Source organism: Catenulispora rubra (genome assembly GCF_015356825.1).
Classification (GTDB): domain Bacteria; phylum Actinomycetota; class Actinomycetes; order Streptomycetales; family Catenulisporaceae; genus Catenulispora; species Catenulispora rubra.
Map to the genome: position 1 here is coordinate 1 of NZ_JAACYW010000312.1, position 13,202 is coordinate 13,202.

Sequence of the window (13,202 nt, forward strand, 5' to 3'; positions counted from 1 at the left end):
CCGGTGCTCCGGGAAAGCCGCGACGCCGGCCGCGGATGCGGCCGGCGTCAGGCGCGGTTTTGGGGGGATCAGGCGAGATCGGGCGAGCTCAGGGCCTCGTCAAGGCGGCCGCACGCGCGAACTTGTCGCGCCGGGCTTCGAGGAAGTCGTCGAGGAATTTCTCGTTGCCGTCCCAGGGCGCGACCAGCAGCTGCGCCTTGGTGTTGGTCAGCGGATCGACGTAGACGGCACGCGGCTTGGCCAGCCCCGAGGTCGCGGGGCTCCACAACTCCCGGAAGACGGCACGGATCTCGTCGTCGGTGACGTTGAAGGGCGAGTCGATCTCGCTTCCGCCGTCCAGGAGGTACAGGTAGTCGGTGCGGATGCCCCGTTTGACGCAGGCGTAGACCATGTCCCGCATGAGGGCGGGGGTGTGGTTGACGTTCTTGAGGATCACGGCCTGGTTGACAATCGGGACGCCGGTACGGCGGACGGCGGCGATCGCCTGGTCCACAGCGGGGTGGAACTCGGCGGCGGAGTTGATCTGGCTGTAGAGCCAGACTTTGCCGTCGGCCGCGCTCATGGCGTCCAGGACTTCCGGGCTGTTCGTCACCGACGACGGCTTGACCGTCAGCACTCTGGTGTCCAGCCGGATCTCGTTCACCGTCGGGATCGCGGCCAGGGACCGCACGACCCGCGCGAGTTCGCGCGGCGGCAGGGTGAAGGGGTCGCCGCCGGTCACGACGACGGTCGCGATGTTCTCGTGGGCGGAGATCCAGTCGATGCCGGCGGCGGTCGCCTCGGCGTCGTAGGTCTGCGTCGCGGTGATGAGATCGCCCCGGAAGCAGTAGGTGCACTTGACGTGACAGGTTCTGGTCACCGACAGGGTGACCGAGTTCGGATAGCTGTGATTGATGGCAGGGAAGCCGCTGACGATGTGTGAGCGTTCGTTGGTGGGGTCGACGTTCGTGTAGAGCCCCGCGAACACGAACTGCGAGAACGCTTCGCGCGTGAACGAATCGCGACCGTCGAGGCTTTCCCTCATCCGCTGTTGGAGGAAGTGGGAGACGAACAGTCCGCCGACTTGCTGGTCGATGGCCTCCACTTTGGCCCGGTCCATCTTCATGAACGAGCTCACCAAATCGATGAGGGCCTGGTTTCCCATTCGTTCTCCCTGTGACAGTGCACAGAGCATGCCTCAGCCCCGCACCTGCGCGCGAGGCTGAGGCGGGTGGGGTTCGGAGCCGGTCCTCAGGCTCCGGATCGTTGGCAGAACTCTGATGATGTGGGTGGCGCTTCGCGGGGAAGGGCACGGTGTACGCGGGGCAGGACCAGGCGGTGCCCGAGCCTGCGTCCCACAGGTTTGTGCCCGCAACCGCTGTATGGATGCAGCCAGATGTCGACGCGAATCCCCTGAGCCGTCTCCACCGTCGCCGTCGCGATGCGCGCCTTCTCCGCTGAGGCCGGAAGGGGTACGGCGTCGTTCCGGCCACCGGACTCGGTGCTCCGTTCGCGGACGACGGCCAAGACCGTCCAGACCATCAGGCCGAGCACGGCGATCAGAATCCTGAGCCATTCGAGCGGGAAGACGACCGCGACCCCGGCCAGGACGATCGGATACACCTGGATCAGTTGGAGCGCCAGCGAGTAGCGGTCGATCGCGTTGGCGCCCCGCACCACCGGATCGTGGTGCGTGCTCGGTGCCGACCGGATCTGCCGCACGGTGCGGTTTCGCATGGTGGTCCTTTCCCTGCTCCGACGACGACGTGTGGTTCCTCGCGTATTTGAAATCAAGACTCTGTTCTTCACAGGATGGTCGAAGAGTCTCAAGCGACGTTCTTCCGCGTTGTGTTCGACGGCGGTTTACTGTCAGCTGTGGAGGATTTGCCCAGTGTCGGAAAGCGAGTAACCAGTACTCGTCTCAGCAATAAGATCCACACTATTCAGGATCATCGACAGTCCGGGTGTCAGGGTTCTAGCAGCGCCGGGAGGTGGCGGAAATGGCTGTGACTGAGCGCGAAATGAAGTTTGAAGAGATTCTGCGGACGTTGCTGGACCGCGAGAAGACGACTGTCACTCAGAAAAAACTCGCCAAGCGCTTGGGGTGAGCGGTACGACGGTCTCGCACTACGTGACCGGTCGCATCCGGCCCAGCTTCCATGCCCTCGTCGGCATTGCCGCGTTCTTCAATGTCACCCTGGACTATCTGGTGTTCGGCGAACGAGTGCACCTGTCGTCGACAGCCGACCCGGGCAACCTGCGGGCCGACGTCATGCGGGCCCTGGCTGAGTCCAACGCCTACCAGGGGCGCCAGCGCGATCTGATCGTGCGGGTCAACCGCCGGCTCTCCGAGCAGGTCGAGCGGGTCGCGCGCGAGCTGTTGGACGACCCCCGAACTGCCAGTCCGCCCGAGTTTTTCAGCGACGCGGACGCGCTGCCGATCGAGGCGTGCGCGAACCGCACCCGGGTGACGACCAGCAGGCCGCCCGCCGATCTCGCGTTCGGCCCCGAGGGGGAAGTGCGTCGCGGCACGTTCTTCGATGTCTTCGTCAGCAATATCCTGGCCGGCCGGACCTACCAGTACCTCTTCCACGGCTCTCGCGCCAGGTTCGAACCCTACGTCCGTGGCTACCGAGACCTGCTCACCGGGGCGGACCTGCCGTCGGACATGGTGGGCGAACGTGTCGAGTTCCGGGTCGTCGGGACGGAACTGCCCGTCGGCATCGTCATCCACGACCTGGATGTGAGCCTGCTCGAACGCCGCGAGCCCGTCCTGTGGGAGCGTTTCCACGACGACGGGATCGTCGACGGGGTGTTCGCCTATGTCTCGATCCGCCACGAGGAGGAGCGCGGAGGCATCGTGTTGTACGACGAATACTTCGCGTCGGCGCTGCGGATGTTCCAGCGCGACTGGGCTGCGGCCCAGGTGCTCTGACCGCTCAGCTGAACGTCCGCCGGTACGCGTTCGGGCTGATCCCGGTCGTCCGCTTGAACCGGTCCCGGAAGGCCGTCGCCGAGCCGAACCCCACCTGCGCCGCGATTCGCTCCACCGAGTGCTGCGTGGTCTCCAGCAGGTGCTGCGCGCGGCGGATGCGGGCCCGGTGCAGCCACTGGAGCGGGGTGGTGCCGGTCTGGTCGCGGAAGCGGCGGATGAGGGTGCGGGTGCTCAGGCCGGCCTCGGCCGCGATGTCGGGGAGGGCGAGGTCGCGGCCGAGGTTGGCGCCGAGCCAGGTGAGCAGCGGCTCCAGGGTTCCGCCCTGCGGGGCGGGGGTGTGGTCCTGGACGATGAACTGCGCCTGGCCGCCCTCGCGCTCCAGCGGCATCACCGACAGGCGCGCGCAGTGGGCGGCGACGGCGGAGCCGTAGTCCTTGCGGATCATGTGCAGGCACAGGTCCAGGCCCGCGGCGGCGCCGGCGGAGGTGAGGAACTGGCCGTTGTCGACGTACAGGACGCGCGGGTCGACCTCGATCGCGGGGTGGGCGGCGGCGAGCTGGTCGGCGGCGAGCCAGTGCGTGGTGGCGCGCAGGCCGTCGAGCAGGCCGGTGGCGGCCAGGACGAAGGTTCCGACGCAGATCGAGGCGATTCGGGTGCCGTTCGCTGCGGCGGTGCGCAGGGCGTCGCGGACGGCGGTGGGGAGCGGCGTGAGGGGGTTCTCGATGCCGGGGACGATGATCGTGTCGGCGTCGTGGAGGGCTTGCAGGTCGTAGGGCGCGCGCAGGGTGAAGGCTCCGGCGTTGAGCTCGGGGTGCTCGGCGCATACGCGGACCTGGTAGCCCGGGCGTCCGTCGGGGAGGCGGGCGCGGTTGAAGACTTCGATCGGGGTGGCGAGGTCGAAGGGGATCACGCCGTCCAGGGCGATGATGGCGACGGTGTGCATGGCGAGAACATACCTTGGCGGGGGTGAGTGGGGTGGTGGTTTGGCGCCTTGGTTTGTGTGTTCTCGCTGTTCAGCCGAGGTTTCGTTGCGGTGGCGTTTTTTCGTTGAAACGTGGCACTATTGCCACTGGGGATCGGGTCGGCGGCTGGATAGCGTCGCGTGGTGACCAAATTCTTGCTGTCGCTGCACGTTCTGGCGGCGATCATCGCGGTGGGGCCGGTGGCGGTTGCCGCGAGTATGTTTCCCAAGGCTCTGCGACGGGCTTATGAGGATGCCGAGGGTGCGGCTTGGCCTCGTCTGCTTTATCGGGTGTGCCGTGTGTACGCGGGTGTCGGTATTGCTGTTCCCGTCTTCGGGTTCGCTACGGCGAGCAATATGGGGGTTCTGGGTAGTGCGTGGCTGATCACGGCTATCGGCCTGACGGCTGTGGCGGCCGGTGTTCTTGCGTTGTGGATTCTGCCGGCGCAGCAGGCTGCTCTTGAAGATTTGGCTGGTGCTGGTGACGGCGCCGACGCTGACGCTGGTGGCGTCGGAGTCGCCAAGGTCGCTGCCCGGCTTGGTGCTGCGACCGGGGTCTTCAACCTGTTGTGGGCGACTGTCACGGTTCTGATGATCGTGCGTCCCGGTTCGACGACGGGGGCGTGATGGTGACTGCTCGTTTCTTTCGTATCGCCGCGTTCGTCGAGCTCGTCACGCTGGTCGTGCTGTTGGGGAACCTCGCTACGTTCCATGTCAAGCCGGTGACGTCGCTGATCGGTCCGACGCACGGCTGCGCGTATCTCATCATCGTTCTCGCGACGTGGCGCAACGATCGTGCTGCTTTCGCCGGCAAGCTGACAGCGTTGTTGCCCGGTATCGGCGGGTTCCTGGTGCTTCGGTTGCTGAGTCAGCACGAGGCGGCTGACGTCAAAACCCTCTGATATCAGGGGCATGAATCCGGGGCGCCCCTTCTGGGAACGCCCCGGATCGGCTGTCGGAATCAGCCCTCAGGCCTGGTTGTCACAACCGGCCTTCGCAGTGCTTTTCGTTACTGGCGTGCGCCTTCGCGCTGCTCCATCGGCGCGGCGCCGGCCGGTGCACGATCTGCGAGCTGCGCGTTCTGCGCGGCGCTGAGCGTGTCCGTGCCGCCTGCGGCCGCGGCCCCGGCGCCGACGACGTTCGTGATGCGGAACTTCACCGGCGGGCCGTCGCCCTTGTTGGGCTTGTCGTGGGCCCGGCACATCACGACCGAGCCGACTTCCAGCGGTTCGTCGAGGTTGCCCGGGACGTAGGCTCGGACCTGTTTACCCCCGTTCATCGGGGTCAGGACCGCGACTCGGGGCATCATCTTCTCCGAGCCGTCGGGCTTCATCTCGCGCCGGGTGAAGTCGGCGAACTCCGTCACCTTGTAGCGGTGGCGCACGTCGGACTTCGCGACGTGGTCACCGCCCTCGCTCTTCTTGCCGGACTTGGACATCGCCTCGGACCTCCTTCGGTCGACCGGACCCCCACCCCAGCAACTCATCGGGGGCGGCGGCCTGTCCTGTCGGTCGCGGTCATCCGGGTGATTTCACAGGACCGGTCGGGGCCCCGGATTTGGTCGCCGTGCTGGTGGCAGGCGCGGGCTGGTGCGGGTCATGGTCGAGGTGCACGGTGACTGTCATCTGGAGCTGGGGGCTCACGGCGATGGTCACGTCGATGTCGTGGTCCGGCTTGCTCGGCGTGGTTGGGGGCGGCGTGGTCGACGGCGCGGGCGTGCTGGAAGACGGCGGCGTGATCAGAGGCGTGCTCGGCGGCGGTGTCGCAGGGGGCTGCGTCGTCACCGGCGTGGGCTGCGGCGTCGCAGGGGCCTGAGCGGCGGGAGCTTGCACCGGTGCGGGCTGAGTTTGGACTGGGGCCGGGGTCTTGGGTGCGGCATGGCGAGGCGTGTATTGGACCGGCGCCACGGTCTGCCGCGGAGCCGTAGTCGCCGGGGCGGGTGCCGGCGTCGAGGGCTTGGGCTTCGAGGGCGTGGTCTTGGCTACGGGTGCTGTGGTCTTGGCGGGCTGGGTCTCGACGGGCGTCTGCGGGGTGGCGCTCGAATGTGCGGCACCGCCTGTCAAAGCCACCGCCGCGACAGCAATCGCAGCCGAACCCATCACGCTCGCCGACACCACAGCAGTCTTGCCCGCGCCGCTCGAAATCCCATGCCGCAGCTTGCCGCCAACATGGCGAAGGTGACGCGTCGCGCCGACCGCGCCAGCAGCACCGCCGACCGTGCCGACAGGCCGCCCCGCACCAGTGACGGCATCTTCTGCCAGTGCTTCGCGCATGCCTCCGCAGGTCCTCGGTCGTGGCGCTCGCGTGCGGTCGGCCGAAGGCTTCGGCGGACTCCGTCGGGAGGGGGATCTCGGTCGTGGCGCGGTGGAGGGTGTTCGCGAGGTTGCGGATGGTCGTGGCCAGGTAGGCCGGGATGTTCTCGACCGCGTGGCCGGCGGCGATGCGGCGCCAGACGCGGAAGTGGGCCTCGGCGACCAGGTCCTCGGCGGTGGAGGGGTTGGCGGTGAGGGTGCGGGCGTAGGCCGTCAGGCGGGCGTTGTGTTCCTCGTAGACGCGGGTGTAGGCGGCGAGGTCGGCGCCGGGCGGGCCCGGTTCGGGCTCCGCGTCGGCGGCGGGCTTTTGGTCGTTTACGGCCGCTTCGGTCACGATCGCACCCCAAGTCGTCGCTGTGCGTCCCGATGGTACCGAAGATCCGTTTCATCCTAGATGTGGCGTAGGTCACAGGGAATCCGGGCGAAAACGGCGTAAGGTCAGGCTCCCTTCACAAGTCCTTGTTGTGATAACGCCAGTACAGCGGCCTGACGGTGACGCCTGTCAGGCCGGCCGACAGCAAGGAGTGACAGCGATGCTCGCCACCCACGAACAGCCGCTCAAGACCCACGTGGTGACCTCCGACACGCGGATGGCCGGAGTGCCCGCGGTGCTCCGCTTCCGCTCCGACGACCCCTTCGCGGTCCGGCTCGCTTTCCTCGACGTCGACCCCGACCGGGGCGGGGACGGCGGGGTCGTCGACGGCATCGAGTGGGTCTTCGCCCGCGATCTGCTGACCGACGGCCTGCACACCCCGACCGGCGAGGGCGACGTGCACGTCTGGCCCTTCGGCCCCGGCGATCTGATGATCGAGCTGCGCAGCGGCGCCTCGACCGCCCTGGTGATCACGCCACAGATCGCGGTGCGGATGTTCCTGTGCCACGCCTACGCGATCGTCCCGGCCGGCTCCGAGCCCCGGCACCTGGACCTGGACCGCGCGCTGGCCCGGCTCGTCGGCCAGGGCTGAGAGTCGGCCAGGGCTGAGGGAACGAAGAAACCGCCGGATCAGCAGGCTGCCATCCACGCGGCCGGATCGCCGTGCACCCGCCGGATGACGGCCGTCGCCGCGCCGGTCACCGCCGCCGCCGTCCCGCGCCGCGACACGTGCACCGCGACCGGGGCCCAGCGCGCGGAGACCACGTGCTCGGTCAGCGCCTTCTCCACACCGGGAACCAAGGCGGCGAACTCCGGCCGGGCGTACGCACCGCCGAGCACCACCGCGGGCAGGTCCAGCAGGTTGACGGCGGCCGCCGCCGCCCGGCCGAGCGCGGACGCGGCAGCCTCGGGCCCGTCACGCCGCAGCGCCTCCAACCCCGCGACGGTCTCCAGGCAGCCCCGGGCGCCGCAACGGCAGCGGGCCCCGTCGGGCACGACCGTGACGTGCCCGATCTCCCCGGCCCAGCCCCGCGCGCCCCGGAAGAGTTCGCGGTCCAGGATGACGCCGGCGCCGACGCCGATCTCGCCGGAGACGTAGAGGAAGTCGGTGAGGGGCGCCGGCCGGTCGGCCATGGTGCTGTCGGCGGAGCCTCCGACACCGGCCCCATCCAGAACACTCCCCGAACCGGGTGCCCCATGAGCCTCGGCCAACGCCGCGAAATCCGCCTCGTTCCCGATCACCGGCTCGAACGGCATGTCCGGCAGCGCCCGCCCCAGCGCCGCCCCGATCTCCACGTCCTGCCACACCAGGTTCGGCGCCCGCCGGATCCGCCCGTGCGGCGCCTCGACCAGCCCCGGCACCGCCAGCGCCGCGCCGGCGACGGTCAGCCCGGCCTCGGCCGTCGCCTCGCCGGCCGCCCCCGCCAGGTCGGCCAGCACCTCGGCGACCGCGCGCCCCCGCTGGTCGCCGTGCCGGATGACGGTCGCGCGCACCGCGCCGGTCAGGTCCACCACGCAGGCCGCCAGGTAGTCGACGTTGATCTCCAGCCCCAGCCCCGCCGGTCCGTCCGCCGCCGGCACCAGACCGGCGGCCGGCCGGCCCGCGCCGGTGGCCGGCGGCGGTGAAACTTCCACGATCAGCCCCGCCTCCAACAATGCGTCTGCCAGGGCCGACGCGGTCGCGCGGGTCACCCCGGTGGCCGCCGCCAGCGCGGCGCGCGACAGTGGGGCGGGAGCGTCCAGGATCAGGCGGTAGACCAGCGCCAGGTTGGCGTTGCGGATGCTGGCCTGGCGCGCCGGGTTGGGGATCGTGCGGTCGGCGGGGCCGGCCGGGCGAACCGATTCGGCGGCGGTCCGGCCGGCACGGTCGGCGGAGACAGTGGAGGCACTGCCGGAGACAGCGGAGGCAGCAGCGGAGTCGGCGGAATCAGCGGCGTCGGCGGGGCTGGTGGGCGCGGGCATGTCTTGACAATGCCACAGCCGGACCATAAGTTCATCCATTAAACAATTCCCCTCGATCGTGCCAGGAGCCGGCCATGACCGTCGCACCGTCACCCGCGGACAAATTCACCTTCGGCCTGTGGACGGTCGGCTGGCAGGCCCAGGACCCCTTCGGGGACCCGACCCGCCCCGCGCTGGACCCGGTCGAGACCGTGCACCGGCTGGCCGAGCTCGGCGCGTACGGCGTCACCTTCCACGACGACGACCTGATCCCCTTCGGCAGCGCCGACGACGAGCGCGCCAAGCACATCGCCCGCTTCCGCGAGGCGCTGGACGCCACCGGCCTGAAGGTGCCGATGGCCACCACCAACCTGTTCAAGCACCCGGTGTTCAAGGACGGCGCGTTCACCAGCAACGACCGCGACATCCGGCGCTACGCGCTGCGCAAGGTCATGCGCAACCTGGACCTGGCGGCCGAGCTCGGCGCCCACACCTACGTTTTCTGGGGCGGCCGCGAGGGCTCGGAGTCGGACGCGGCCAAGGACGTGCGAGCCGCGCTGGACCGCTACCGCGAGGGCCTGGACCTGCTGGCCGAGTACGTCATCGACCGCGGCTACGGCATCCGCTTCGCCCTGGAGCCCAAGCCCAACGAGCCGCGCGGCGACATCCTGCTGCCGACGATCGGCCACGCGCTGGGCTTCATCAGCACCCTGGAACACCACGAGATGGTCGGCCTGAACCCCGAGGTCGGCCACGAGCAGATGGCCGGCCTGAACTTCGCGCACGGCATCGCGCAGGCGCTGTGGCAGGGCAAGCTCTTCCACATCGACCTCAACGGCCAGCGCGGCATCAAGTTCGACCAGGACCTGGTCTTCGGCCACGGCGACCTGCTCAACGCCTTCTTCCTGGTGGACCTGCTGGAGACCGGCGGCTACGAGGGCCCCCGGCACTTCGACTACAAGCCGGCCCGCACCGAGGACATCGCAGGGGTCTGGCAGTCCGCCGCCGCGAACATGAGCACCTACCTGCTGCTCAAGGAGCGCGCCGCGGCGTTCCGCGCCGACCCCGAGGTCGCCGAGGCGCGCGCCGCGGCCCGCGTGGACGAGCTCGCCACGCCGACCCTGGCCGCCGGCGAGACCTACGCCGACCTGCTCGCGGACCGCACCGCCTTCGAGGAGTTCGACGCCGACGAGGCCGCCGAGCGCGGCCTGGGCGCCGTCCGCCTGACCCAGCTCGCCGTCGAGCACCTGATGGGCGCCCGGTGAGGCACGCCGCGAACGAGCACCGGAGCCCGAGCGCGGTGGGGTCCCGGTGAGATCTGAGGCCCCGGTGCGACTCGTCGCCGGCGTCGACTCCTCGACGCAGTCGTGCAAGGTCGTGATCCGCGACGTGGACAGCGGAGCCCTGGTGCGCCAGGGCTCCGCCCCGCACCCGGCCGGCACCGCGGTCGACCCCGAGGCGTGGTGGCAGGCACTGCACGCGGCCATCGAGGCGGCCGGCGGCCTGGAAGGCGTCGAGGCGCTCGCGGTCGGCGGCCAGCAGCACGGCATGGTGTGCCTGGACGAGCACGGCGAGGTGGTGCGGCCGGCGCTGCTGTGGAACGACACGCGGTCGGCGCACGCCGCCGACGAACTCGTGCGCGGACTCGGCGCCGAGGCCTGGGCCCAGGCGGTCGGCTCGGTCCCGGTGGCCTCGTTCACCGTGACCAAGCTCCGGTGGCTCGCCGAGCACGAGCCCGAGAACGCGGCACGCGTCGCAGCGGTCTGTCTTCCACACGACTGGCTCACCTGGCGGCTGCGCGGCAGCACCGATATCAGTGAGCTGACCACCGACCGCAGCGACGCCTCGGGCACCGGCTACTGGTCGCCGAACACCGGCGAGTACCGCCTCGACCTGCTCGCCAGGGCCCTCGGCCGAGAGGTCGCGGTGCCGCGCGTGGCCGGGGTCCGCGAGGTGGTCGGGCACTTCGGCGACATCGCGCTGGCCCCCGGCGCCGGCGACAACGCTGCGGCCGCCCTCGGCCTCGGCGCGCGCGGCGGCGACGTCGTCGTGTCGATCGGCACCTCGGGAACCGTGTTCGCGGTCAGCGACCTGGCGACCGCCGAGGCCACCGGCACCGTCGCAGGCTTCGCCGACGCGACCGGCCGCCATCTCCCGCTGGTCTGCACGCTCAATGCCGCACGCGTCCTGGACGCCGCGGCGGCGATGGCCGGTGTCGGCCTCGACGAGCTCTCCCGGCTGGCGCTGTCCGCGCCGCCCGGGGCCGACGGCCTCACGCTGATCCCGTACCTCGAAGGCGAGCGCACCCCCAACCTGCCCGACGCCGCCGGCTCGATCCACGGTCTGCGGCTGGCCAACGCGACTTCCGCACACCTGGCGCGCGCGGCGGTGGAGGGCATGCTCTGCGGCCTGGCGGACGGCCTGGACGCGCTGACCGAGCTCGGCGTCCCGGTCGGGCGCGTCCTGCTCATCGGCGGCGGGGCGCGCTCGGAGGCGGTCCGTGCCGTCGCCCCGTCGATCCTCGGCTATCCGGTCACCGTGCCGCCCCCGGGCGAGTACGTGGCCGACGGCGCGGCGGCCCAGGCCGCCTGGGCCCTGGCCGGCTCCGACGACCCGCCCCGGCGGGTGACGCAGGGCACTGAGACGTATGACGGCAAGCCGCTCCCGGAGATCCGAGAGCGCTACCACGAGTTCCGCGATCGCGCCGCCTGACCGGCGAGGACGCGGATGAACAGCCCGGTGCCGCCGGTGAGGGTCGGCGGCACCGGGCCTTCGCTGGTCTCGAGAACAGCTGCAGAGCCAGTCGCGCAGCGATCGGCTCAGCGACCGCTCAGAACGTCGCCAGGTGCGCCTTGTACCCGGCGCCGTAAGCCGTCGGCGTGCCGTCGTAAGCGCTGATCAACGAAGGACCCTGCGAACAGTCCCAGGTGTTCCACGTCCACGCCGAGTAGCCGGTGTGGTGGCTGTCGAGCCATGCCATCAGCGTGTCGATGTACGAGTGCCCGCAGTCGTTCTCCCCGATCTCCCCGGGGACCACCGGCACCTGCGCGATGACCGGTGCCACCTGCGAGTCCCAGCACGACGAGGACGAGCACGAGTTGAAGTTGTACGAGTGCCACGACGCCGCGAGGTTGTGCAGCGGATCCGTCGGCTCGTGCGCCAGCCACTGGCTCAGGTCGTTCGAGTACGCCACGCCGCCGAGCATCAGGACGTTGCCTGCCCCGGCGCCCCGCACCGCGTTCACGAGCGACTGCATCCCGGCAACCTGGTAGGTGATGCCGGTGCAGGTGCCGCCGTTCTGCCAGCACGACCAGCCGGCCGCGGAGTTGAAGCCCGCGGCGAAGTCCGGATACGGCTCGTTGAAGAGATCGAAGACGGTCGACTGGTCGTTCTTGAACGCGCCGGCCACCGAGGACCAGAACGCCGGGGCGTTCGCCGCGTCCGGCATCGGCTTCTGGCACGTCGCCGTGGCCACCGAACAGGCCGAGGACTGGCCGGTGTAGACACCGTCGGTCCAGTGCAGGTCGAGGATGACCGCCAGGCCGTGCTGATGCAGCAGGCTGACAAAGCTCTTGATCGCAGCCTGGTACGTCGCGCCGCCGTACTGCGGCAGCACGTTCGACTCCCCGAGCCAGCAGTCCTCGTTCAGCGGCACCCGGACGATGTTCGCCTTCCAGGACGCGATCACGGCCACCGAGGCGTCGTCGACCGGACCGTCGAAGATGCCCTTGCCCTGGACGCACGCGAACTCCGCTCCGGAGCGGTTCACCCCGTGCGGGACGAAGGCCTTCCCGGTGCCGTCCACGAGCTGGTTGCCCGAGACGTGCAGCGCCGGGGCGCCGGACGACGGGGGAGTGGAGCTCGGCGTGGTGCTGGGCGTCGTGCTCGGGGTGGTGCTCGGGGTCGTGCTGGGCGTGGTGCTAGGCGTGGTGCTTGGTGTCGTGCTGGGTGTGCTGCTCGGCGTCGAGGACGGCGAGCCCGCGCCGTTGCACGCGGTTCCGTTGACGCTGAACACGGTCGGCGCCGCGTTGCTCCCGGTGTAGGTGAAGTTGGCGCCGATGCCGGTGTTCGCGCCGGCCGCCACGGAGCCGTTGTAGGAGGCGTTGGCGACCGTCACGGCGTGACCGGACTGCGACCACGTGCCGTTCCAGCCGTTCTGCAACGTCTGGTTGCCCCCGTAGGAGTACCCCAGCGTCCAGCCGCTCCACGCGCTCGTCCCGACGTTGGCGATGGTGATGTTCGCGGTGAAGCCCGTCCCCCAATCGCTGCTTACCGAATACGTGACCTGACATTGGACCGCCGTCGCGGCGCTCGCGGTTCCGGGCACGAGCACCGCGGCGGTCGCCGAACCCGCCGCCAGCGCCACCCCGGCCACGGCGCCGAGCGCCGCCCTCAGTCGCGGGGACATAAGCCTCCTCCATCCGTTTGACACATCGCGGCGGAACGTAGGAAGCCTTTCCACCGCAACGCAAGGCCGAGATCGCGAAACCCCAGGAAGGCGCGCGGCGCGCGATGAAACTTTCACGACGAAATCGTTATCGACCCTCGTCGAACCGGGCGCCCCGGAGATCCGGCAGCCGTCCCCTTGACAACTCCGGGCACTGAGACGACTTTGCATGAGAGCGCTCTCATGAACCAGACGTGAGCTGTCCGACATCCGGTGTTCACCCGCCCCCCCCCACGAGTCGGAGAACTTAGAGA

The 13,202-nt window shown here is 69.9% G+C and carries 13 protein-coding genes and 1 pseudogene; 7 read left to right on the plus strand and 7 right to left on the minus strand.

Annotated features, from left to right (window positions below):
• Positions 1–88: 88 nt before the first annotated feature.
• Entirely contained in the window at positions 89–1,144 is a 1,056-nt protein-coding gene (locus tag GWK61_RS45840; RefSeq protein ID WP_194919056.1) for a radical SAM protein, read from the minus strand.
• An 86-nt stretch (positions 1,145–1,230) separates the two neighbouring features.
• The gene (locus tag GWK61_RS45845) at positions 1,231–1,716 is read right to left on the minus strand and encodes a hypothetical protein (RefSeq protein ID WP_194919059.1); all 486 of its coding nucleotides are present in this window, start codon (positions 1,714–1,716) and stop codon (positions 1,231–1,233) included.
• 367 nt (positions 1,717–2,083) lie between these two features.
• Between GWK61_RS45845 and GWK61_RS45850 the strand changes: the two genes are divergently transcribed.
• Positions 2,084–2,914: a helix-turn-helix domain-containing protein gene (locus GWK61_RS45850; RefSeq protein WP_194919061.1), complete on the plus strand. Its 831-nt coding sequence runs from the start codon at positions 2,084–2,086 to the stop codon at positions 2,912–2,914.
• A gap of 4 nt (positions 2,915–2,918) precedes the next feature.
• Here the strand turns inward: GWK61_RS45850 and GWK61_RS45855 are convergent, their stop codons facing one another.
• Complete coding sequence (locus tag GWK61_RS45855) at positions 2,919–3,857, minus strand: GlxA family transcriptional regulator (RefSeq protein WP_194919063.1); 939 nt, start codon at positions 3,855–3,857, stop codon at positions 2,919–2,921.
• A gap of 162 nt (positions 3,858–4,019) precedes the next feature.
• On the opposite strand from GWK61_RS45855, the gene GWK61_RS45860 reads away from it, so the two are divergent.
• Together GWK61_RS45860 and GWK61_RS45865 are read left to right on the plus strand one after the other, a co-directional pair.
• Positions 4,020–4,502: a hypothetical protein gene (locus GWK61_RS45860; protein WP_194919065.1), complete on the plus strand. Its 483-nt coding sequence runs from the start codon at positions 4,020–4,022 to the stop codon at positions 4,500–4,502.
• On the plus strand, positions 4,502–4,777 hold the full coding sequence (locus GWK61_RS45865; protein WP_228564048.1) for a DUF3817 domain-containing protein: 276 nt from the start codon (positions 4,502–4,504) through the stop codon (positions 4,775–4,777). Before GWK61_RS45860 ends, GWK61_RS45865 begins: the two co-directional genes overlap by 1 nt.
• A 107-nt stretch (positions 4,778–4,884) precedes the next feature.
• On the opposite strand, the gene GWK61_RS45870 is transcribed toward GWK61_RS45865, so the two are convergent.
• Positions 4,885–5,313, minus strand: a complete 429-nt coding sequence (locus GWK61_RS45870; RefSeq protein WP_194919067.1) for a hypothetical protein — start codon at positions 5,311–5,313, stop codon at positions 4,885–4,887.
• A gap of 176 nt (positions 5,314–5,489) precedes the next feature.
• On the opposite strand from GWK61_RS45870, the gene GWK61_RS45875 reads away from it, so the two are divergent.
• Complete coding sequence (locus tag GWK61_RS45875) at positions 5,490–5,690, plus strand: hypothetical protein (RefSeq protein WP_194919080.1); 201 nt, start codon at positions 5,490–5,492, stop codon at positions 5,688–5,690.
• Between the two features lie 555 nt (positions 5,691–6,245).
• On the opposite strand, the pseudogene GWK61_RS61130 reads toward GWK61_RS45875, so the two are convergent.
• A pseudogene (locus GWK61_RS61130) lies at positions 6,246–6,521 on the minus strand (RNA polymerase sigma factor); the annotation flags it as partial.
• 199 nt (positions 6,522–6,720) lie between these two features.
• Here GWK61_RS61130 and GWK61_RS45885 point away from each other — a divergent pair.
• Positions 6,721–7,152 carry an SsgA family sporulation/cell division regulator gene (locus GWK61_RS45885; RefSeq protein WP_194919069.1) on the plus strand — a complete coding sequence of 144 codons (432 nt, stop codon included), beginning with the start codon at positions 6,721–6,723 and terminating at the stop codon, positions 7,150–7,152.
• Between the two features lie 38 nt (positions 7,153–7,190).
• Here GWK61_RS45885 and GWK61_RS45890 read toward each other — a convergent pair whose 3' ends face one another.
• Entirely contained in the window at positions 7,191–8,522 is a 1,332-nt protein-coding gene (locus tag GWK61_RS45890; protein ID WP_228564049.1) for an ROK family protein, read from the minus strand.
• Positions 8,523–8,596: 74 nt separating this feature from the next.
• On the opposite strand from GWK61_RS45890, the gene xylA reads away from it, so the two are divergent.
• A complete protein-coding gene (gene xylA / locus GWK61_RS45895) occupies positions 8,597–9,766 on the plus strand; it encodes a xylose isomerase (protein WP_194919071.1) in 1,170 nt (389 codons plus the stop codon).
• A 64-nt stretch (positions 9,767–9,830) separates the two neighbouring features.
• Positions 9,831–11,213 (plus strand): xylulokinase, encoded by a 1,383-nt coding sequence (gene xylB / locus GWK61_RS45900; protein ID WP_194919078.1) that lies wholly within the window; start codon positions 9,831–9,833, stop codon positions 11,211–11,213.
• A gap of 118 nt (positions 11,214–11,331) precedes the next feature.
• Here the strand turns inward: xylB and GWK61_RS45905 are convergent, their stop codons facing one another.
• A complete protein-coding gene (locus GWK61_RS45905) occupies positions 11,332–12,909 on the minus strand; it encodes a cellulose binding domain-containing protein (protein WP_194919073.1) in 1,578 nt (525 codons plus the stop codon).
• Between the last annotated feature and the right edge of the window lie 293 nt (positions 12,910–13,202).